Raw genomic sequence first — 22,460 nt, 5'->3', positions numbered from 1 at the left:
CTTATTTTAAGTTTTTAAGAAATCATATAAGGGGTGGGGAATGATTCGGCGTTCACTTTTAGCAGCATCTATTTTGGCAAGCATGGGGACTGTAGCGAATACTGAAACAGATCAAACAGTTTCTACAACTACAGCTTCAACTGAAGCAACCAAACTTGAAACAATCGTGGTAACCGCGACAGGCTATGAGCAGGACGTATCGAAAGCCCCTGCATCCATGACCGTGATTAGTCGTGAAGAACTGAATAAGCGTGAATATAACGACATTACAGACGTTCTGAGAAATACCCCTGGGGTAGTCATTTCTGGCTCGGGTTCTGCACAAACTGTCAGTATTCGGGGTATGTCTTCAAATTACACATTGTTTCTTGTGAATGGCAAACGTCAATATTCTAAAGATGTAAACCCAAATGGCGACGATAATGGTTTTGAAAAAAATATTCTGCCGCCAATTGCAGCGATTGAACGCATTGAAATTATTCGTGGTCCAGCATCTACTCTTTATGGTACAGATGCAATGGGTGGTGTAATCAATATTATTACCAAAAAAGTCAGTGATGAATGGACGGGTACAGTTGAATTAGGTACTGTCATTCAGGATCAAGGTGATGCAGGCGATATTAAAAATGGTTCAATTTATATAGCTGGACCACTTATTCCAAATAAACTTGGTTTACAGTTAAATGTGAATAAACAAGATCGTGATGAAGATCAATATGTTGGTGGTTTTCGTAGTAATAAACGTGAAAGTTTAAATACCCGGTTGACCTATTTAATTAATGATGATCATGACCTTGCTGTGGATGCAAATTTCGTTAAACAAGAAAGTGAATCCACAGTTGGAAAAACGGTAGAGCCTGTTGCAAATGCAGCAGATTCATATTCACGTAACTACCGTGATGTTTATTCGATTACCCACACAGGTCGTTATACGGACAACTTAGACAGTAGTACCTATTTACAATATGAAAACTCCAGAAATCCAGACCGTGAAAATACCACATTAGACACCAAAGGAATTGAGCTGGAAACTTGGACATTCAATAACCAATGGAATTGGAGTCTGGCGAATCATATTTTATCATTTGGTGCTTACTATAAAGATGAGTCATTGAACGACAAAGCCACGAATCGAAATCCAAATATTCCGACTTTTAGTGAATTAACACGTTGGTCTGCTGCTGTATTTCTTGAAGACACATGGAGTATGACTGATCGTTTTAATCTGACTGGTGGGCTACGTTATGATTATGATGAAAACTACAAAGGGAATGTCTCACCACGTTTGTATGGTGTATATAGTTTTAATGATAATCTAAACGTAAAAGGCGGTGTTTCAACAGGTTATAAGCAACCTGATATTCGTTCAGCTACTGATGGATTTTACAGTGTAACAGGTGGTAGCGGCTCTCCAACGCCTACCGGGCGTGGTATTATTCGTGCCAATCCAGAGCTTGATCCAGAAAGCAGTATTTCTTCTGAATTAGGGATCAATTGGAAAAATGATTATCTTCGTGCTTCTTTGACAGGATATATCACACAATTTAAAGACAAGATTACAGAAGTTCGTACCTGTGAAACAGATACAGATGGCTCTACAACCAATCGTAATAATGTTTCAGCATGGAAATGTGCTGAAGGTCCAACACCGTTCTATTTTATTAGTGACCGTATTAACGTTGACAAAGCAGAACTTAAAGGGATTGAAGCCACAGTCGAGTCAGATATAAATGAATATATGACTGTAAGTGCAAACTATACGTTTACGGATACAGAGATTAAATCGGGAGAATTTAAAGGTCGCCCTTTAAATGAAATGCCTGAACACATGTTTAATATAACGGTTGACTATGATATTAACGATGCTTTAAATATTTGGTCACGTTTACATTATCGTAGTGAAACTTCTGCATATTTAAGCCGTACTTCCATGTCTAATCCGAATCCCGGTTATGAGTTTTTAGATGTAGGTTTTAACTATCAATTTACACAAAATTTAAAAGGTAAATTTGGCGTTTATAACTTACTGAATGAAAAAGCAGAAAACGCGGATGGTGATCAATTACTTGATGGTCGACGTTATGGCATCAGTTTTGTAGCGAATTTCTAACTACAAAAGAAATTTTAAGCATATAAGAAAAAGCCGCATTAGCGGCTTTTTCAATTAGTTCAAAATATTTTTAACCCGCTCAGAATAATAGAATTTTTCTAAATAATAACGCGCACGTTGACGTAACTGACCTGAATGCACTATATGCTGAATAATCGGTGTTAACAAATCATTCAACTCATTCTGAATTAACTCTTCATTAATATTTAAATCACGAAGTAATAAATCAAAAGAACGTTCCTGATTACGTGCATACCATGCGTAAACACCATCATGAACTTGTTGTTTTAAATAATCGGTCTGGCGGATATGTTCCCAAATCTCATGACCTAACCCAACTGTTTTGGGTAAATCGTTGACTTCAACATAATGACGTACTGCACTGACAGGCAGTTTTTTAATTTTATGCCATAAGCTGGCTTGAAATTGATACAGTTTTTCATCATTAAAATGTTGATTAAGCACTGTTTCGCTCAATTGACTGAGTTTAATAATATTCTTTTGAAGATAATTCGCGATGGTATCGTCCAGATTTGAATCGGTCACAGACTCCAGTACCGATTTTCCCATTTTCATAAAACGTCCAACGCCCGGCACTTTTTTATTCATCAGAGAGTTATCCATATAATCCTGAATCGAATGCTGGATAAGTTGAGTCACCATCGTAGAAAATGCCGGATTATTAGTAATACGCTTAATTAAGGCATGACGATGTTCACTTTTACTGGCAATGTATTGTGCAATATGATCAATGGTGCTGACTGGAATAATCTCTTCAATCGTAGTGCTGTCGTTATTAGGGTGAATGAGAGCAAAACGGATATGTTCAGCAATTTGTTCGATTAAGAACGGACTCGCGGCAGTATCTAAAATCTGGGTTTGAATCAGGTTATACACTTGCTCATATGACCACAGATCTTTTAATTGCTGTTTTCTAAACCAATGATAAAACTCTGAAAATTCAACTTGAATAGTGTCACTCGCTGAGAAAGTCTGATCTAAAAAATCAAGATGCGCTTCAATGAGTTGCTCGATAATAGACTGGGTCATAATGTGCCTAAATTGAATATGTGACTTTTAACGTGTGCCTAAAGACACAAGTGGATCAGTCAATGGATTTTTTTGATGTCGGGTTTTTTCTAAAAAGGGTAAATAAGCCTGAATGACCAATTGATCTGCTTCAAGTAAAGGCATGTGCCCGACACGATTTAAAATTATAGGAGCTTCGGCATGTTTGATCGTTTTTTTGAGTTCAAATGCAGCTTCAACATTAATAATTTTATCTTGTGCACCCCATAAAATCAGCGTGGGAGCTTCAATTGAACGAGTTAAAATTGAAAATGTATCAGGTGTATATAATCGTTTTAACGCAGCCAACTGATCCACAATTTTACTGGTTTCCTGAGCATGACTCATCAAAATTTGTTCTTGCGCATTTTTAAAGTCACTGGATAAAAAGGGCTGGCGATACATGACTTGATTAAGCACATAATTCAAATCGCCTTTTTTTGACACAATCAGTTGCTTAAGATAATTGGGATCTTTTAAATATACGGTATTCGCTGAATGGTAAACACCCGCACTACTGATTAAAAACAAACTTTGTGTATCAAAAGCATATTGCGATGCATACAACATGGCAATCGCACCACCGACTGAATGACCGACAATATTAATCTGATCAGATAAATGTGCAGCTTCGGTAAAACGTCGGAGTTTTTCAGTGACATTTGGAACGGATAAATCAAAATCTTTTGGGACAACGGTATCACCCGCCATCGGCAAATCAGGGATAATCACATGGTAGTCTGCAGTTAACGCACTGGCAATTTGATTCCAGTTATCTCTACTGCCTGCCAAGCCATGGATCAATAAAATAGTCGGTTTGTTGGCTTGCCCACCTTCGCTATAAGTCCACGTAATGTCACCGACTTTCAAGGTTTTGGTTTTTAGTCCCGCCCATGCACGTTCTTGTTGTAGTAAATGCTGTAAATTAAATACATCATCTGAGGCTTGGGCGTTTTGAATGCTTCCTCCCATACTCACTACATATAATGCAATCATGCCAATCAATATAGTGAAAGAGCGTAGGTAAGGGCAGAGGAAAGTCATTAAACTTCATCCTTGAAAGTTGCTGACGTCATTTTAAGTCTCTGTATTATGAAATAAAGACAAAATATTCGTCATTTGCTGCTTGAAAAAATATAGCAGAATTATAGTCAATTTGATCATTGGCTCAGACCCAAAAAACGTTAATTAGGTCGTATTATGATGAGAATAAAATGTAAATAAATTTATAAACAACAACTCATTACTCTAAATTGTTTAAAAATAATGCAAAAGTAAGAAACATTGTGAGAGTTTAGTTTTTGTCAGTGACTTTCAGGCATGAGCTTATTAAACTATTTTGAACTTTTATTTGATGGCAAAACACATGCTAACCGCCCAAGAAGCACTTGACCGTTTAAAAGCAGGAAATCAGAGATTTGTAAAAGGTGAAACAGCAGATCGAAAGTTGCTTTCTCATCAGGAACGGGCTGAAATGGCGAAAGACCAAAATCCTTTTGCAATTGTTTTGGGGTGTTCAGATTCACGTGTACCTGCCGAGCAAGTATTTGATCAGGGCTTAGGTGATTTATTTGTCATTCGCGTTGCAGGAAATATTGTCGCACCTTCACAAGTGGGCAGTGTTGAATTCGCTGCTGAACGCTATGATTGTGCGGTCGTGGTGGTGCTCGGACATAGTCACTGCGGCGCGATTCAAGCAACCGTCGATACGTTAATGAATCCAGATCATCCACCTTCAGCGAACTTAATGTCGATCGTGAATCGGGTACGTCCTTCGGTAGAAATTTTGCTACAAACCGATTTAAAACATGATCATGCAAAATTATGTATGCATGCTGTTCGTTCCAATGTCTTTGCTTCAGTGAATCAGTTACGTCACGGTTCTGCTGTATTAGAAAGCCTGATTGCCAAAGGTAAAATGATTGTGGTGGGAGCAGAGTATTCTTTAGAAACAGGTGAAGTCAGCTTTTACGACTTCTAAGTTGCAATCACATGCATTTCAATTGGATTAAAGGCGCCTTATAACGCGCCTTTAATATAAGGATAAGCGTTTTCTAACAAGATAGATTGTGCTTTGGCATTGGGATGAATCTGATCATTTTGCATCAGATTTTTATGCCCAGCGATACCTTGCATAAAGAACGGTAATAATTTGACTTTGTATTGCTGACTCACGACTTTATAATTATTTTCAAAAGCCTGACTATAGGCAGTGCCGTAGTTAGGCGGAATTTTCATCCCAAATAATAAAACTTTGGCTTTGCTTTTTTGGCTTTGCTGTACCAATTGCGCCAGATTTTTTTGAATCATTTGCGGTGGTTGACCCCGTAAAGCATCATTACCACCCAGTTCAATCACCACAATCTCAGGTTTATAACTTTGTAGCAACTTCGGCAGTCGGGCCAAAGCACCACTGGTAGTTTCACCACTGACACTTGCATTGACCACTTTGTGTTGTTTCGGATACTGTTGGTCAAGGCGTTTTTGTAATAACTGTACCCAGCCTTGTTCAGGGTTTATACCATAGCCCGCGCTTAAACTATCTCCGACCACCAAAATAGTTTTTGCTGAAACAGTCAAGGGCAAACATGCCATCACACTGAGCACTGAATTTTTTACAGTTTTTGATTTGAACAACCGACTTAAAATTTGCATATTAAAAATTGCTCAATAATTGAATCAGACAGGATCTTTGCCATCATGCCACAAGCTATCATTTCTGCACAGCAACTCACACAAACGATTCAATTAAATAACAAAGCTTTAACGATTCTTAATCATATTCAGCTCGATATTTTTGCAGGTGAGCAAGTGGCAATTACAGGACGTTCTGGTTCGGGTAAATCCACACTTTTAGGTATATTGGCGACGCTGGATCAACCGAGTTCGGGAGAGGTCTGGATTTGTGGGCAAGCTGCACATCAATTGAATGAAGAGGCGCGGGCTCAAGTTCGTCTGGAAAATATCGGCTTTGTATTTCAATCTTTTCAACTGTTACCACATTTGAGTGCCTTAGAGAATGTGATGTTGCCACTCCGCTTACAGAAAAATTTTGATTATAAACAAGCAGAGCAACAGGCATTGTATTGGCTCAAAAGAGTAGGTTTACAACGTCAGGCAGAGCAAACCCCCAAAGTGTTATCGGGTGGTGAGCAGCAACGTGTCGCCATTGCACGTGCTTTAATTGCTTCGCCCAAAATTATTTTTGCCGATGAACCAACTGGCAATTTGGATGGACAAACCGCAGATGAAATTGAAACTTTACTGTTTGAATTGAATCGTGAGTTAGGCACCACATTGATTTTAGTGACCCATGATCCAAAACTGGCGGAAAAATGTCAGCGTCATTTTCTGTTGGTGGATGGAGAACTCTCGGAAGTTTCATCGGGTCAGGTGGAGACTCAAGTGGAGGCGAAAACATGAGTACCTTGTTTAAGCCTTTATTTTTGCAAAGTTTTCGTACAGGTGGTTTATATTTATTAATAATTGCTTTATCACTGGCAATTAGTGCCACGACGGCACTGAAATTTAGTAATGATCAAATTCAAAATGCCGTGAACTTGCAAGCCGCAGAAATGCTTGCTGCTGATTTGGTCTTGTCGGACAATGAGCCCATTGCTGCAAAGTGGAAACAACAAGCTACTCAGCAACGGTTTCAACAATCCCAAGTGACCGTGTTTAGTTCAATGGCACGTACACAAGATCAATTTGTCATGGTCAATGTTAAAGCGATTGATGCAAATTTTCCTTTGCGTGGCAAGTTAGAGATTGAACCTGTTGCCAGTCATTTGAATGCGAAAGAAATTTGGTTAAGCCGCCGCGCGATGGATTTATTACAGGTCAAATTAGGTGATCAGGTTTTCATTGCAGATGGAGCGTTTAAAGTCGCAGGTGTGATTGCACATGATTCGAATCAGGAACTGGGTTTTTCTGGCTTTTCTCCAACAGTGATGATTCGCCAGTCTGACGTTGCTCAAACCAATGCAATTCAAGTGGGTAGTCGTATCGAATATCGGTTACTGATGGCAGGATCACCTGAGCAGATCCAGCACTATGAGCAAAGCTTTAAACGACAACATCATGTGAAAGATGAATCACAAGCTGATCCAGAGTCTAGTTTGAGATTACGCAATGCTGCTCAGGGCAATACACGGTTAATGAAACCGATTGAAAATCTGGATACTTTTTTACAGTTAGCCAATATCTTAACAATATTATTGTGTGGCATTGCGATTGCCTTAACCAGTCAGCGTTATGTGCAACAAAATCAGGATCATATCGCGCTGATTCGATGTCTAGGTGCCAGTAAGTTTCAAATTATCTGGGCTTATTTAGGTTTGTTGGGCGTGGTGAGTCTGATTTCAATCGTGATGGGTTCAATCTTGGGCGTCATTCTGGGTTTTGGTTTATTGGAGTTAATGTTGCAACTGATGCCCCAGCTTGAACTAGAATTTTCAGTTTCAGCGTTTTTAATGGGTCCATTACCGATTGCAATTTTTACCAGCTTGGTGGTGATGAGTGGGTTTATTCTGCCGAGTATATGGACACTATTGAATACACCACCTGTTCGAGTCATTCGTCAAGAAATGCGTTCCAAACAATCATTTGCCCTGATGTTTTTGTCGGGTGTGATCAGTTTGGGCATTTTTAGTATGGTGCTCAGTGAAAATGTTCAGCTCAGTGGCCTCATGTTGGCAGCCATTATTCTGTTTAGTGCTGTTTTATATGGTGTGGTTTGGAGTTTGCTCACATTCTTTAAAAAACTGAAAAATCGCTTCTCGGCTTATGTTCGGGCGCCAGCGCATACCGCATTGCAAATTACGGCTTTGGCATTGGGACTGAGTTTGATTGCTGTACTCGCAGTGCTTCGAACCGATTTGCTGGAACGCTGGCAACAACAATTACCTGAAGGAACGCCGAATCAGTTTGTTTATGGTTTACCTCCGTTTGAAATGCCAGAGTTTCAGCGACAACTTAAACAACAGGGTTGGAACAGTACGCCGCTCTATCCTAATATTCGCGGACGCTTGGTTGCTAAAAATGATCAACCTTTTGCTGTTGAATTAGTTCAACAAAATAATTCATTACGGCGGGAACTTAATTTGACCCAAGCGGAAAGTTTGCCTACAGATAATGTTATTACCCAAGGACAGCCGTTATTTAATCAGGTCAATCAGGTTTCGGTTGAATCAAAACTTGCACAAGAACTGAATATTCAAGTGGGTGATAAACTGACCTTCCAATTACCTGAAGGTTTACTTTCGGCACGGGTGGTGAATTTAAGAAGTGTAGAGTGGGAGAGTTTTAGCCCCAATTTCTTCTTTATTTTTTCACCGCATACTATGGATGAAAATGCAGGAAGCTATTTGGGTAGTTTCTATGTTCCAGCTCAGGACAAAACCCAACTGGTTGCCATGATTCAGCAGTTCTCCAATACCGTGTTTATTGATGTCAGTTTAATTCTAAATGAGATCAAAAGACTGGTAAAAGTATTGGTGCAAATTATTAGCTTGCTGGCCATACTGGTCGGTGTTTCAGGTGTATTGGTATTGATCGCCTGCTTAAATCTGCTGATGGATGAACGTAAACGTGAAGTCGCATTGATGCGCTCTTTCGGTTTATCTAAAGTAAAGTTGAAGCAAATGTTAACCCTTGAAGTGGGTTTGATTGGTTTGCTGTCTGGCATCGTGTCTTGTGTCTTTGCCGAAATCATAAGTGCGATTGCGAGTTATAAAATGAATATTGCATTGCAATGGCACCCTGAAATCTGGTTGATTTTACCGCTGATCATGATGCTGATTTGCGCGTTAATTGGACGCTATCGACTCAGTTATTTGACTGATATACCGCCCTTACAAAGTTTACGTGAAATCAATCAATCATAGTGCTTACATGCATTTCAATGACCTTAGCCAGCTAAATCCCAAGCTGGCTTTTCATTTGTGCCAAAATTTCCTGCCAAAGTGGTTCAATCGGGGGAATTAAACTGACACAATATTGGTAAAAGCCAAAACAAAGAGTCGTACCAATCATCAGTCCAATGATTGCACCTATAGTCGCCATATTCATTTTTTGACTGATATACCAGATCAGTGCCAGTAAGGCTCCCATCATCATGCCACCGATATGCGCGGCATTATTAATCCCTGTGGCAATAAAACCAAAAGCAAGGTTAATGGCCATGACCATGACGAGAGATTTTTTATCTAGTATAAAACGTTGATGAGGCAATGACGGGCATAAGGCGAGTAGGGTTAAAGCAGCTCCCAGTCCCATTACCGCTCCAGATGCACCTGCCCCAACGTGTGGCATCAACGATACGTCGAAGTTTTGCAGCAAGGCATAGCTATCACGAATAGTGATATAACTACTGAGCAAACTTCCCATCAGACCTGCCAATAGGTACAAGCCAATAAAATAAAAACGTCCCAGCATTTGTTCGGCAACGCTGCCAAAAATATACAGTGCCCACATATTGAGCATCAGATGTACCAGTCCAAAATGAAAGAACATACTGGTAAATAAGCGCTCGGGTTGTTCTAAAAAAGTGAGAGGCGAAAAATCTGCGCCCCAATGTATTGCATCGGCGGTCGTCGAACGGGTGGCATCGACCCCCGAAAGCACTTGCCAGCAATATAACCCGACATTGATGGCAATCAAAACCGCCGTGACCCACCAGCGATTAACTTCAAGTTTACGATTTATTTGCGGAGGACTATATTCAGACATGATATGCTTTTGTTATATATCAATAATGCGTGTCCTAAGCTTAACATGAAATATGCTGATTTCTGGAGAACCCTACTGGCATGAAGAAATTTATTGTTCGGGCTGTTTTAATTCTTGTCAGTTTTATTCTTCTGGTGCAATTATGGATTTTTTGTAGTCTGGCTTGGTGGAGAACCCATCCTGTTGAAACCACGATGTTTATGCGCATCGACTACTGGTCTGATCCTTCGGAACCACTTAAACATGAATGGCGCGACTATGACCATATCGGCAATACTTTTAAACGTGCTGTGGTCGCCGCAGAAGATGGAAAATTTTTGCAGCATCATGGTTTTGATTGGGATGGTATTCAGTACGCCCTTGAAAAAAATGAAAAATCAGGTGAGGTGGTCAATGGTGGTTCCACTATTTCACAGCAATTGGCAAAGAATTTATTTTTATACAATAAACGTTCATTCATTCGTAAAGGTCAGGAAGCCGTTGCGACATGGATGATGGAACGCATGTGGTCCAAGCAGCGTATTTTAGAAGTGTACATGAACTCGGTCGAGTTTGGAGATAACATTTATGGCGTCGAAGCTGCTTCACAGTATTATTTCAGTAAAAGTGCAAAAAATTTAAGCAATCAACAAGCTGCTTTTTTGGCAGCATTATTGCCTAATCCGAAGTATTATCAACAGCATCGAAATGACCCCAAATTCAAGTTTAAGCAACGTTTTACGCTAAAATATATGCGCTATAGTCAAATTCCTTAAACAATGAACCATAGTTTGTATAAATTTTTAAAAAAGCCTGTCAAAACGGGCTTTTTTTATGAAATTGTCATAATTTTGCAGCATACTAATTAGAAGCATCAAAAATTTATAATGTTAGGTTGAATGCCATGAATACCGCCATGACCACGCCATCTCTATCTGAAACACCATCCGGAAACACGCCGACAGAAGCGGAGTATACTTACAATAATCGCTATATTAACCGTGAATTGTCTATTCTGGATTTTCATCTGCGAGTGTTGGAACAAGCGGTCGATCCTCTGCATCCCCTGCTGGAGCGTATGAATTTCTTGTTGATCTTCTCACGTAATCTGGATGAGTTTTTCGAAATTCGGGTTGCTGGGGTCATGGAACAAATGTATTTGGGCAATGAAAGTCGTAGTCCAGATGGCTTAACACCACGACAGGTGCTTGATCAAATTTCTCGAACTGCGCATGAAGCGATTGAACGTCAGTATCGTATTTTAAACGAAGAAATTTTACCTAAACTACGTGAAGAAGATATTTGTTTTCTACGCCGTGGTGAGCTGACGCCTGCTCAATCTTCATGGATTAAAAAGTATTTTCAGGAGCAGGTTGCACCTGTACTTACGCCAATCAGTCTTGATCCTGCACATCCATTTCCGCGCTTGGTCAATAAAAGTCTGAATTTTATAGTGACTTTAGAAGGCAAGGATGCGTTTGGTCGCCAGATTGATTTGGCTGTTGTTCCTGCACCACGTTCGTTACCACGTGTAGTACGTTTGCCAGATGAATTAACGGGTGGCAAGGAACATCATGTCATGCTGTCGGCCATTATCCATGAGCACATTTCTGATTTATTCCCGGGCATGACGGCTACGGGATGCTATCAATTCCGTGTAACGCGTAATGCGGATTTAGCACTTAATGAAGATGTCGAAGATTTAGCCAAAGCCTTAAAAGGAGAACTCAGTTCACGTCGATTTGGTCGCGCCGTGCGTTTGGAAGTGACCGAAAACTGTCCAAAACACATTTATGAATATTTGCTGGACGAGTTTGATCTGGATGAAGAACAACTGTATAAAGTTGACGGACCAGTTAACCTCGCACGTTTACTGTCAAACTTTAAACGTCCGCACTTACGCTATGATTCACATACACCTGTCATTCCCAAAATCCTAAAAAAATCTGAAAATATTTTTGCAGCAATGCAGAAACAGGATATTTTGCTGCATCATCCGTTTGAATCTTTTGCACCTGTGATTAATTTACTACGTGAAGCTGCACGTGATCCGCAAGTGCTCGCGATTAAACAGACTTTGTATCGTAGTGGTGCCGATTCTGAAATTGTACAGGTCTTGGCTGAAGCTGCACGAAATGGCAAAGAAGTAACGGCGGTTATTGAACTACGCGCACGTTTTGATGAAGAATCCAATATAGAAGTGGCGAACCTGTTACAAGAAGCAGGCGCTGTGGTGGTCTATGGCATTGTCGGTTATAAAACTCATGCCAAAATGATTATGGTCGTGCGCCGTGAAAATAATAAACTGGTGCGTTATGTGCATTTAGGTACAGGAAATTACCATGCAGGTAATGCCCGTATTTATACCGATTACGGATTACTCACAACGGACAAAGAACTTTGTGATGATGTACATCGTATTTTTCAGGAATTGACTGGAATGGGCAAAATGGCGAAGTTAAAGAAACTTTTGCACGCGCCGTTTACCTTACATGCTCAACTTGTTCATTACATTGATGATGAAATTGCCAATGCCAAAGCAGGCAAACCAGCTCAAATCATTGTTAAAGTGAATGCTTTGACGGAAATGCAACTGATTAATAAATTGTATGAAGCTTCGCAGGCAGGGGTGCAAATTGACCTGATTATCCGTTCAATTTGTAGTTTACGTCCGGGTTTACCGGGACTTTCAGAAAATATTCGTGTCCGTTCCATTGTAGGACGTTTTTTAGAACATACGCGTGTATATTACTTTAGCAATAATGGCGATGCGCGAATTTATTGCTCAAGTGCAGACTGGATGGATCGTAATCTATTTAATCGCGTAGAGGCGTGTTTCCCAATTGAAGATGCAGCCTTGAAAAAACGGATTTATCAACAAGGTTTAGTCAACTATTTAAAAGACAACCAACAAGCATGGTTATTACAGGGGAATGGTACATGGGTACGTGCACAACCTGCTGAAGGTGAGCAACCACATAATGCCCAGCACACCTTATTGGAAATTTTTAAGTAAGTTAAATGCGCTAATAAAGAGAATCAGATGATTCTCTTTATTAGTTTTTGCACGTGTCAGGAAAATATTTATCCGCGCACAACCAAAACAGGCAGATGAATTTCGCCTAACAATTTTTGGGTGACACTTCCCAACATCAGTTTTTTAAAGCCTGTGCGACCATGCGAGCCGATCACGATTAAATCAGCTTGGATTTCATGGGCTGCATGGGCAATTTCTTTATCAATTTCCTGACCTTCAACCAGTTTGGTTTCAGCCTCTACACCTTGTGCAGTAAAGGCTTGTTGAGCTTCACTCAAAATTTCATTGATCATGGCTTGACCATGTTTAATGGCATCTTCTTTTTGACTTTCTGCATTGATATATTCTACGCCAATAAAAGGATCAACCGTGACCACCAGTAAAATTGTGACTTTACTGTTATAGGTTTTTGCAAGTTTAGCGGCTTCGATCACTGCGGCAAAAGCTGTATTTGAACCATCAACAGGAACTAGAATATGTTGATATGACATGAGTAAACTCCTTTTTGATTATAAAATTTCGATTTAATCTATTCTTTTAAGCCGTTTTAACAGTATTCAGCATCAAACTGAGAGAGGCATTTTTTCGTATATTTTGACTTTATATATTGAGTAATTGGCTTGAGCCATTCAATATGGATTTAAAATAGCATAATTAATAAACTATTTTGTGTCTATCGCACTAAAGTTTAAGTTGCAGTGCAGGTATGAATTAAGCAAAATTCAGCAAGCTAAGTAGTGTTCAAAGAATATGTCAAACGAGCTTTATATACAAATATTGCAAGTGGTTGCACTTATTCCGCATGGTAAAGTCGCCAGCTATGGACAGATTGCAAAAATGGCAGGTTTACCTAAACATGCCCGACTTGTTGGGCAAGTCTTGGCTCAACTAGATGATCAACATGACATTCCTTGGCATCGGGTGATAAATGCACAAGGTCAAATTAGTACCACTCATCTTGATCAGCACGGTAATAATCTTCAACAAGTTAAACTTCTTGAAGAAGGGGTCGTGGTGCTAAACGGAAAAGTCAAACTGAAACACTATCAGTGGACTTAACCGCTTTTCAAGTATCTAGTTATTTGACAATGAGCACAGGAATAGGACTTTGCGCGAGCACCTTCTGGGCAACACTGCCTAGAACCAGTTTTTTTAGCCCAGTACGGCCATGTGAACCCATTACGACTAGATCGGTATGGAGTTCAGCAAGTGTTTGTATAATAGTATCTGAAATTGAGAACCCTTCACGGTATTGAATATTTAAGACGACATGATCTTCTGAATACTGGGTTTTGATATTTTCCAAAGACTTTAAAATATAATCTTTAGCACGATCAATGAGTACATTGCTTTGACCTTTATTGATGTAGTCCTGAGCAATCATTGGGTCAAGCTCAAGCACCTCTAGTACGGTTACTGTACTGCCCAAATCTTTGGCCAACTGGATGCTATGTTCAAGTGCTTTTAGGGAGAGATCTGAATCATCGACGCACACCAAAATATGTTGATAGCTCATATTATTGTCTCAATTTAAATTTTTAAATGAAGGTTTTATGAATAAAAAAATAAGGTGATCAATCTTTGTCTTTATTTTTAGCAGAAATAGCGCTAGGCAACAATCCACTTTTGTAGATGGCTTTAGTATTAGTATGATCATAAGTATTAGTACGATCATCAAAGTCATCATGTAAATAAGGTTTGAATAAAACTCATATCAGTGATACTCAACTATCCGTCAAATTATTAATGCTATGAAGGATTTGAGCACGACTGAATAGGATGCTCGAGATAAAATAATCCATATAGAGCAATATAAAGACAGTAAATGGGTTTAGTTGAATATTTTCTAAATAAAAACACAATATCCAGATTCAGACAATTTCATATAAAATTTCTAAATCTGGATATCTGGTTAAGGTCTGATGTATTTTAAAGCGATCAATATTTAGAGATATTCAACACTAACCACTTCATATTCAACTTCGCCTTGTGGAGTGACAATTTTCGCGTCATCACCTTCATTTTTACCTAAAAGTCCACGTGCGATGGGTGAATTTACTGAAATTTTATTAATCTTAAAGTCAGCTTCGTCATCCCCTACAATTTTATAGGTTTTACGCTCTTCAGTGTCCAGATTTTCAATGGTGACAGTCACCCCAAAAACCACACGACCATTTTGTTCAAGTTCTTTGACATCAATGACTTGAGCTGCACCTAATTTACCTTCGATGTCCTGAATACGCCCTTCACAAAAACCTTGTTGTTCACGCGCAGCATGGTATTCGGCGTTTTCTTTTAAATCACCGTGTTCACGTGCTTCAGCAATCGCTTGAATAATACGTGGACGTTCAACACTTTTTAAATGCTGCAATTCTTTTTCAAGGGCTTCTTTGCCCTCAGGCGTCATAGGATAACGTTGCATTTTAGTCCCTCTAAATGAAATGAGAGTTTAGCTTTTAAAAAATAAAAAACCCGCCACCGATAAGGTGACGGGCTTATCGGTAACGAATTAACCTACAGTTTGTAAATCTTGCAAGCGATATACATCCATTGGTAATTGAATTGCAAAGGCTTGGCAAACCGCTTCAGCACCATTAATCGTGGTGGTGTAATACACTTTGCCTTGGAGGGCAGCACGACGAATCATAGCAGAATCATACTGAGCCTGTTTACCTTCAGTGGTATTGACAATAAGGTGTATTTCACCATTTTTCAAGCGGTCAACAATATGTGGGCGACCTTCAGTTACTTTATTTACACGTTCACACTCTAGTCCCGCGTCTTTAAGTACTTGATAAGTTCCACCTGTTGCGACCAATTTGAAGCCATACTCAATCAGTTTTTTCGCAATATCAGCAATATATTTCTTATCTGACTCACGTACAGACAAGAACGCATGCTTGACTTCGCCTTCAGTTGGTAATCCCGGCAAACGCTCGTTAGAACCCAAGACTGCTTTGTAGAATGCTTCACCAAAAGTTTTACCCACGCCCATCACTTCACCAGTTGACTTCATTTCTGGCCCAAGCATTGGATCAACGCCTTGGAATTTAGCGAATGGGAAAACAGCTTCTTTCACAGCAAAGTGAGTTGGAATGATTTCTTGAGTGAAACCTTGTGATGCAAGCGATTGACCCGCCATGCAACGTGCAGCTACTTTCGCCAAAGATTCACCAATACATTTGGAAACGAAAGGAACGGTACGTGATGCACGTGGATTCACTTCAAGCACATAAATGTCGTTGCCTTTGACTGCAAACTGCACGTTCATTAAACCGACCACACCCAGCTCTTTAGCCATGGCAACGGTTTGACGACGCATTTCGTCTTGTACTTCTTGAGACAATGAGTAAGGTGGAATCGAACATGCAGAGTCACCAGAGTGAATCCCAGCTTGTTCAATGTGCTGCATGATTCCACCGATCACGACATCTTTCCCGTCAGAAACACAGTCAACATCGACTTCTGTTGCATCATCAAGGAAACGATCCAGAAGAACAGGGGCTTCATTAGATGCCTGAACGGCTTCACGAAGATAACGTTTCAGTTCTTCTTCGTTATACACGATTTCCATCGCGCGACCACCCAATACATAAGATGGACGAACCACTAGTGGATAGCCGACTTTTGCAGCTTCAGAAATTCCTTCTTCAGCAGATTTGACAATGCTGTTGTTCGGTTGGCGAAGCTGCAAACGTTGAATCATTTGCTGGAAACGTTCACGGTCTTCAGCGCGGTCAATCGCATCAGGTGATGTACCAATAATCGGTGCGCCAGCTTCTTCCAAAGCACGTGCCAATTTCAATGGTGTTTGACCGCCATACTGAACGATAATGCCTTTAGGTTTCTCAACGCGTACAATTTCAAGAACATCTTCGAGTGTAATCGGTTCAAAGTATAAACGATCAGAAGTGTCATAATCGGTTGAAACCGTTTCAGGGTTACAGTTGACCATAATGGTTTCATAGCCATCATCACGCATGGCAAGTGCAGCATGAACGCAACAATAATCAAACTCGATCCCTTGGCCAATACGGTTTGGACCGCCGCCAATCACCATGATTTTGTCACGGCTAGATGGATTAGCTTCGCATTCTTCATCGTAAGTAGAGTACATATACGCTGTTGAAGATTCAAATTCAGCAGCACAGGTATCTACACGCTTGTAAACAGGCATAACGCCCAAATTCCAGCGATGTTTACGGAATTGCTTTTGTGAAATACCCATCAAATTGGCAATACGAAGGTCAGACAAGCCTTTGCGTTTAAATGCACGAATATTATCTGCATTTAAATCACCAAAACCTAAAGTTTTAATTTGCTGTTCAGTTTTGATGATATCTTCAATTTGAATTAAGAACCAACGATCAATCTTGGTCGCTTCAAACACTTCATCCAAACTAAAGCCATGACGGAAAGCATCTGCAACATACCAGATACGCTCAGGTCCTGGAACTTTAAGTTCCTGAAGCAGTTTGTCTTTAGCACCTGCTGTACCGACTTCGATTTTTTCATCAAAGCCACACGCACCGACTTCAAGACCACGCAGTGCTTTTTGAACAGACTCTTGGAAGTTACGACCAATCGCCATAACTTCACCGACAGATTTCATCTGAGTGGTGAGCACAGGTTCAGCTTGTGGGAATTTCTCGAAGTTAAAACGAGGAATTTTAGTGACCACATAATCGATTGATGGTTCAAATGATGCAGGAGTTGTTCCACCTGTAATATCATTTTTTAACTCATCTAGCGTATAACCGACGGCAAGTTTTGCCGCGATTTTCGCAATTGGGAAACCTGTTGCTTTAGAGGCAAGGGCAGATGAACGGGATACACGTGGGTTCATCTCGATGACCACCATACGACCATCTTTCGGGTTAATACCAAACTGAACGTTTGAACCGCCTGTTTCCACCCCAATTTCACGCAGAACCGCAATCGATGCATTACGCATGATCTGATATTCTTTGTCTGTTAATGTTTGAGCAGGCGCAACTGTGATTGAGTCACCAGTATGCACACCCATTGGGTCAAAGTTTTCGATGGCACAGACGATAATGCAGTTGTCGTTTTTGTCACGAACCACTTCCATTTCGTACTCTTTCCAGCCAATCAATGATTCATCAATCAATAATTGTTTGGTAGGAGAAAGATCGAAACCACGTTCGCAGATTTCAATAAATTCTTCTTTATTGTAGGCAATACCGCCACCTGAACCACCCATCGTAAATGACGGGCGAATGATCACAGGAAAACCAAAACGTGACTGAATTTCTAAAGCATGCTCCATGCTTTCAGCAACATCAGCACGAGGACATTCGAGTCCGATCTTACGCATAGCGATATCGAACAGCTTACGGTCTTCAGCTTTTTCAATGGCGTCTTTGCTTGCACCAATTAATTCAACGCCATATTTTGCAAGGACACCATTCTCATCAAGTGCGAGCGCACAGTTCAATGCTGTTTGACCACCCATGGTTGGAAGAACTGCATCTGGACGTTCTTTTTCAATGATCTGTGCAACCGTTTGCCATGTGATCGGCTCAATATAAGTCGCATCCGCCATTGACGGGTCAGTCATAATGGTCGCAGGGTTCGAGTTCACCAAAATAACGCGATAACCTTCTTCGCGCAGGGCTTTACACGCTTGTGCGCCTGAATAGTCAAACTCGCAAGCTTGACCAATCACAATAGGACCCGCACCAATAATTAAGATGCTTTTTATGTCTGTACGTTTAGGCATTATTCGCTCCTTAATTACTTCTTAGCGGCTTCGATAAGTTCGATAAAATGATCGAACAATGGGGCACAGTCGTGTGGACCCGGACTCGCTTCAGGATGACCCTGAAAGCTAAATGCTGGTTTATCAGTACGATGAATCCCTTGGTTTGTACCATCAAACAATGAGCGATGTGTCACTTTCAAGTTTGTTGGTAAGGTACTTTCATCTACCGCGAAGCCATGGTTTTGAGAAGTAATCATCACTGTACCTTTTTCTAAGTTTTGTACAGGATGGTTAGCACCGTGATGACCATGATTCATTTTCATGGTTTTGGCACCTGAGGCAAGCGCTAAAATCTGATGCCCCAAACAAATACCAAAAACAGGTAAGTGAGTGGTTTCTACAATGGTTTTAACCGCTTCAATGGCATAATCACAAGCCGCAGGATCGCCCGGACCATTGGATAAAAACACGCCATCTGGATTTAAAGCCAATACTTTTTCAGCAGGTGTTTGAGCAGGCACAACCGTAAGCTTACAGCCACGATCTGCTAGCATACGCAGGATGTTGGTTTTGACACCATAATCGTATGCAACTACATGATATTTTAATTCAGGTTGAGTAAAGCCCTGTCCCAGTTGCCATGAACCTTCAGTCCATTCAAAACCCGTTGGGTCGCAGCATTCTTTCGCCAGATCTAAACCGTTTAAACCACCAAATGCACGTGCTTTAGCAATGGCTTCTTCTTCAGTGATATTTTCACCTGCAAGGATGCAACCATTTTGCGCGCCCTTGTCACGTAAAATACGGGTTAATTTACGGGTATCAATATCCGCAATCGCAACGACATTATGTTGTTGTAAGTAGTCGCCCAATGATTGTTCAGCACGGAAATTACTGTGGAGCAGTGGAAGGTCACGAATGATTAAACCGTTGGCCCAAACTTTATGAATACGACCAGATTCATGATCTTCTGTATTACATCCAGTATTACCAATGTGTGGATAAGTTAAGGTCACAAGTTGTTGTGCATAACTTGGATCGGTCAGAATTTCTTGGTAGCCTGTCATGGCTGTGTTAAAAACGACTTCACCAGTCGTTGATCCCGTTGCACCAATAGACGTACCTTTAAAGATCGTTCCATCAGCAAGGGCTAAAATGGCGGGGGTGCTCAAACCAAAGCTCCTGAATTAAAACCACAAAAATAGGGCTGTAAAAAAGCGAGTAGACATAAAAAAAGGCCGGCTGTCTTTGAAAAACACGCCCTCCTTCTGGTCTGCTCGCTTATAACTTAACAGCGCATTATACGCATGAAGTCTACTAAAGTCTATGAGTTTTACAGTAAACATGCCCTAATTTTAAGATCGGGTATTATTATTTGTTCATCCATCGGAATCCAGCTAAAAAAATGACTTGTCTAACAATTTAACCCTTGCATAAAACTTGAGCAATCTAAAATATTTGTTGTCATAATTTCAAAAAAAGAGGGTATTAAAATGCCAGCAAAAAAACCGCTAAAAGCTGTTGTGGAAGAACATCAACAACATGTTGAACAACTTTACACAGAAACCAGTGCGCAAGTGAAAGATGTATTGAGTGAAACTCAGGAAAAAATAGAGGCTGAAGCCAAAGAGTTAAATCAAACCTTACAGACTCAACTGGCTTATTTAAAAGATGATGTATTACAGCGTGTGGATATCATTAAATCACAATTAAATAATTCACAAGGTGATTTGACTGAATTAAGCGATGTAGTTAAAAAAGAATTTGGAACTTTGGTTGAAGATTTAAGCAAAGTGGGGCGTGAAATTAAAGATGATTTGACACAAATCACTTCAAAACATAAAGAAACTTTAACTGATGTATTAAAGCGTTCAAAAGAGCAAGCAATTGAAGCGTGGAATAAAGTACGCGAAAACTAATTGATAGAGAGCCAGATTGGCTACTATTAAGAGTTAACCAGTAAGAGCATCATGACTTTTACTGGTATTTTAATATTTCTGGCAACAATTAAAACTCATGCAACCAATCACGTTTATTATGAAAGTCAGCTATTGAACTGCTGTGTTGCATGGCATAAAAATGCATACCCTGAGTGGTATTTAAAACAGCACTCAAACCTAAATACACATCAGACCATTTCAGTTGATGGTCACGCATAAACTCTGTTAAATCCAGACTCACATTTAAACCATAGTGAGTGCGCTTTAACTGATTGAGCTCAATATCGTATGCTGCAACAGGCGGCATATTTTCAGGATAACGATACTCTTCAAACTGATAGACTTGCCAAGCTTCAGAAGGAGAGAGATTGATCTCCCGATACAGGTCTTGATCTTTCACTCCGATGAAAATCTCGAAACAAGTTTGTTCCCATAAAAAATCACGGCGTGGATGTGCTGCAACCTGCTCAGGCCAGAGCATGACATGATTCGGGTCGCGTAGCCAAAAGCCGACATTTAGTGTAAAAGGAGATTGTTGCTCGATTGCTCCAACCAAAGAGATGGAATCAAAACGATCAAATGAGGTCAATTCATAGCTGGCCATAACGCAATCAACTTAATTTGATAAATGTGCGTGACGAACCAGATTGGATAAATGCGGATTTTGCTTGGCTGCTTTTTTATACAACAGCACGATTTTACCAATTTTTTGGACCACTTGTGACTGAGTTGCTTCAGCCAATTGATCGATCACTTGAGCACGCACTTCACGATCTTCACCTGCAACCTTGACCTTAATCAGTTCGTGGTCATTAAGTGCACGCGAAGTTTCTTCAATTACATTTTCGGTGAGACCCTGACCACCAATCATGACCACAGGATTAAGTGCATGTCCAATTTGACGTAAACGTTTGCGCTCTTGAATGGATAAAGCCGCCATGAAAACTACCTAAATGTAAAAACAGCCTAGTATAACTTGCATCATGTTTCTAAGATAGATTGAGCTGAGTTTAAACAAGAATAAATATGAGTGAATCAGTGAAATATTCGATGAGCACCATTGAAAAAAAACCAAAGAAGAACGCATTAAAGATACATATGTATACTGCATGATTGATATTTTTCACGTAGAATAATAAATCAGAAGTTTTTTAATATTTAGTGAGTTATGGCGACACGCATTACCAACCAGAAGTTATCTAAAAGTAGTCGTGCGTGGATGCGAGAACACCTCGATGACCCTTTTGTAAAAAGGGCACAAAAGGAAGGTTATCGCGCCCGTGCTGCATATAAACTTCTTGAGATTCAGGAAAAATATAAACTTATTCGACCTGGCATGACTGTGGTTGACTTAGGTGCAGCACCCGGTAGCTGGTCACAAATTGCAGGAAAATTGGTCGGTAGTAAAGGTTTAGTTATTGCATCTGATATTTTAGCGATGGATGCATTGCCTGATGTTACTTTCTTGCAGGGAGACTTTCGCGAAGAGGAAGTTTTCGAAAAATTGTTAAATATTTTAAATGGCCGTGTCGTAGATATTGTAATTTCAGATATGGCCCCCAATACATCAGGTAATAGGGCTGTAGATCAACCCCGTCAGATTTACCTGTGTGAGCTGGCACTTGATTTCGCCCAGAAAGTACTCGGCCCAAATGGACAGTTTGTGGTAAAAGTGTTTCAGGGGGCGGGTTTCGATGAATTCCGCAAGCAAGTCGTGGATAGTTTTGATGTATTGAAAACTGCAAAACCTGAAGCTTCTCGTGCTCGTTCAAAAGAAGTATTTTTGATTGGGCAGGGACGTAAAAAGGCAATGCGTTAAAGTTTACTTGCCAAGTCGATAAAAATTGTGCATTTTGTACAATTTCAACTTGT

At 40.2% G+C, this 22,460-nt stretch carries 20 protein-coding genes; 9 read left to right on the top strand and 11 right to left on the bottom strand.

All coding sequences use genetic code 11. The features are described from left to right. The first annotated feature begins 40 nt into the window (after positions 1 to 40). The gene (locus E0D95_RS06905) at positions 41 to 2,110 is read left to right on the top strand and encodes a TonB-dependent receptor domain-containing protein (RefSeq protein ID WP_130803197.1); all 2,070 of its coding nucleotides are present in this window, start codon (positions 41 to 43) and stop codon (positions 2,108 to 2,110) included. Between the two features lie 54 nt (positions 2,111 to 2,164). Here the strand turns inward: E0D95_RS06905 and E0D95_RS06900 are convergent, their stop codons facing one another. Beyond that, positions 2,165 to 3,160: a hypothetical protein gene (locus E0D95_RS06900; protein WP_130803196.1), complete on the bottom strand. Its 996-nt coding sequence runs from the start codon at positions 3,158 to 3,160 to the stop codon at positions 2,165 to 2,167. A gap of 27 nt (positions 3,161 to 3,187) precedes the next feature. Then, the gene (locus E0D95_RS06895; protein WP_431830744.1) at positions 3,188 to 4,174 is read right to left on the bottom strand and encodes an alpha/beta fold hydrolase; all 987 of its coding nucleotides are present in this window, start codon (positions 4,172 to 4,174) and stop codon (positions 3,188 to 3,190) included. A gap of 370 nt (positions 4,175 to 4,544) precedes the next feature. Here E0D95_RS06895 and E0D95_RS06890 point away from each other — a divergent pair, with 370 nt between their 5' ends. Beyond that, positions 4,545 to 5,159: a carbonic anhydrase gene (locus E0D95_RS06890; protein ID WP_130803194.1), complete on the top strand. Its 615-nt coding sequence runs from the start codon at positions 4,545 to 4,547 to the stop codon at positions 5,157 to 5,159. A gap of 38 nt (positions 5,160 to 5,197) precedes the next feature. Here E0D95_RS06890 and E0D95_RS06885 read toward each other — a convergent pair whose 3' ends face one another. Then, positions 5,198 to 5,773 (bottom strand): arylesterase, encoded by a 576-nt coding sequence (locus E0D95_RS06885; RefSeq protein ID WP_431830757.1) that lies wholly within the window; start codon positions 5,771 to 5,773, stop codon positions 5,198 to 5,200. 105 nt (positions 5,774 to 5,878) lie between these two features. Between E0D95_RS06885 and E0D95_RS06880 the strand changes: the two genes are divergently transcribed. Both E0D95_RS06880 and E0D95_RS06875 read left to right on the top strand, forming a co-directional pair. Further along, a complete protein-coding gene (locus E0D95_RS06880) occupies positions 5,879 to 6,601 on the top strand; it encodes an ABC transporter ATP-binding protein (protein WP_130803192.1) in 723 nt (240 codons plus the stop codon). Continuing rightward, positions 6,598 to 9,063, top strand: a complete 2,466-nt coding sequence (locus tag E0D95_RS06875) for an ABC transporter permease (protein ID WP_130803191.1) — start codon at positions 6,598 to 6,600, stop codon at positions 9,061 to 9,063. Before E0D95_RS06880 ends, E0D95_RS06875 begins: the two co-directional genes overlap by 4 nt. Positions 9,064 to 9,094: 31 nt before the next feature. Here the strand turns inward: E0D95_RS06875 and E0D95_RS06870 are convergent, their stop codons facing one another. Then, the gene (locus E0D95_RS06870; protein WP_130803190.1) at positions 9,095 to 9,907 is read right to left on the bottom strand and encodes a rhomboid family intramembrane serine protease; all 813 of its coding nucleotides are present in this window, start codon (positions 9,905 to 9,907) and stop codon (positions 9,095 to 9,097) included. Positions 9,908 to 9,987: 80 nt separating this feature from the next. Here E0D95_RS06870 and mtgA point away from each other — a divergent pair, with 80 nt between their 5' ends. Both mtgA and ppk1 read left to right on the top strand, forming a co-directional pair. After that, on the top strand, positions 9,988 to 10,662 hold the full coding sequence (gene mtgA / locus E0D95_RS06865) for a monofunctional biosynthetic peptidoglycan transglycosylase (RefSeq protein ID WP_130803189.1): 675 nt from the start codon (positions 9,988 to 9,990) through the stop codon (positions 10,660 to 10,662). Positions 10,663 to 10,790: 128 nt separating this feature from the next. Beyond that, complete coding sequence (gene ppk1 / locus E0D95_RS06860) at positions 10,791 to 12,902, top strand: polyphosphate kinase 1 (RefSeq protein ID WP_431830743.1); 2,112 nt, start codon at positions 10,791 to 10,793, stop codon at positions 12,900 to 12,902. A 68-nt stretch (positions 12,903 to 12,970) separates the two neighbouring features. Here the strand turns inward: ppk1 and E0D95_RS06855 are convergent, their stop codons facing one another. Then, positions 12,971 to 13,414, bottom strand: a complete 444-nt coding sequence (locus tag E0D95_RS06855; protein WP_130803188.1) for a universal stress protein — start codon at positions 13,412 to 13,414, stop codon at positions 12,971 to 12,973. A 259-nt stretch (positions 13,415 to 13,673) separates the two neighbouring features. Between E0D95_RS06855 and E0D95_RS06850 the strand changes: the two genes are divergently transcribed. Further along, positions 13,674 to 13,982: an MGMT family protein gene (locus E0D95_RS06850; RefSeq protein ID WP_130803187.1), complete on the top strand. Its 309-nt coding sequence runs from the start codon at positions 13,674 to 13,676 to the stop codon at positions 13,980 to 13,982. 19 nt (positions 13,983 to 14,001) lie between these two features. Here E0D95_RS06850 and E0D95_RS06845 read toward each other — a convergent pair whose 3' ends face one another. The 4 genes from E0D95_RS06845 to carA all read right to left on the bottom strand — a co-directional run bounded on the left by E0D95_RS06845 (position 14,002) and on the right by carA (position 19,820). Continuing rightward, a complete protein-coding gene (locus tag E0D95_RS06845) occupies positions 14,002 to 14,439 on the bottom strand; it encodes a universal stress protein (protein WP_130803186.1) in 438 nt (145 codons plus the stop codon). A gap of 429 nt (positions 14,440 to 14,868) precedes the next feature. Continuing rightward, positions 14,869 to 15,345 (bottom strand): transcription elongation factor GreA, encoded by a 477-nt coding sequence (gene greA / locus E0D95_RS06840; protein WP_130803185.1) that lies wholly within the window; start codon positions 15,343 to 15,345, stop codon positions 14,869 to 14,871. Positions 15,346 to 15,432: 87 nt separating this feature from the next. After that, positions 15,433 to 18,666, bottom strand: coding sequence for a carbamoyl-phosphate synthase large subunit (carB, locus tag E0D95_RS06835; RefSeq protein WP_130803184.1), 3,234 nt, complete (start codon positions 18,664 to 18,666; stop codon positions 15,433 to 15,435). 14 nt (positions 18,667 to 18,680) lie between these two features. Continuing rightward, a complete protein-coding gene (carA, locus tag E0D95_RS06830) occupies positions 18,681 to 19,820 on the bottom strand; it encodes a glutamine-hydrolyzing carbamoyl-phosphate synthase small subunit (protein WP_130803183.1) in 1,140 nt (379 codons plus the stop codon). Between the two features lie 321 nt (positions 19,821 to 20,141). Between carA and E0D95_RS06825 the strand changes: the two genes are divergently transcribed. Continuing rightward, the gene (locus E0D95_RS06825) at positions 20,142 to 20,567 is read left to right on the top strand and encodes an IFT57 family protein (protein ID WP_130803182.1); all 426 of its coding nucleotides are present in this window, start codon (positions 20,142 to 20,144) and stop codon (positions 20,565 to 20,567) included. An 88-nt stretch (positions 20,568 to 20,655) separates the two neighbouring features. On the opposite strand, the gene E0D95_RS06820 is transcribed toward E0D95_RS06825, so the two are convergent. Both E0D95_RS06820 and yhbY read right to left on the bottom strand, forming a co-directional pair. Next, the gene (locus E0D95_RS06820) at positions 20,656 to 21,192 is read right to left on the bottom strand and encodes a DOMON-like domain-containing protein (protein WP_130803181.1); all 537 of its coding nucleotides are present in this window, start codon (positions 21,190 to 21,192) and stop codon (positions 20,656 to 20,658) included. Positions 21,193 to 21,204: 12 nt separating this feature from the next. After that, positions 21,205 to 21,528 carry a ribosome assembly RNA-binding protein YhbY gene (yhbY, locus tag E0D95_RS06815; protein WP_130803180.1) on the bottom strand — a complete coding sequence of 108 codons (324 nt, stop codon included), beginning with the start codon at positions 21,526 to 21,528 and terminating at the stop codon, positions 21,205 to 21,207. A gap of 228 nt (positions 21,529 to 21,756) precedes the next feature. Here yhbY and rlmE point away from each other — a divergent pair, with 228 nt between their 5' ends. After that, the gene (gene rlmE, locus E0D95_RS06810; RefSeq protein WP_130803179.1) at positions 21,757 to 22,407 is read left to right on the top strand and encodes a 23S rRNA (uridine(2552)-2'-O)-methyltransferase RlmE; all 651 of its coding nucleotides are present in this window, start codon (positions 21,757 to 21,759) and stop codon (positions 22,405 to 22,407) included. The last annotated feature ends 53 nt before the right edge of the window (positions 22,408 to 22,460 follow it).

Source organism: Acinetobacter ihumii (assembly GCF_900625095.1).
Lineage (GTDB): Bacteria > Pseudomonadota > Gammaproteobacteria > Pseudomonadales > Moraxellaceae > Acinetobacter > Acinetobacter ihumii.
The sequence above is the reverse complement of the archived record's forward strand: the minus strand, read 5'-3'. Positions and strand labels throughout refer to the sequence as shown.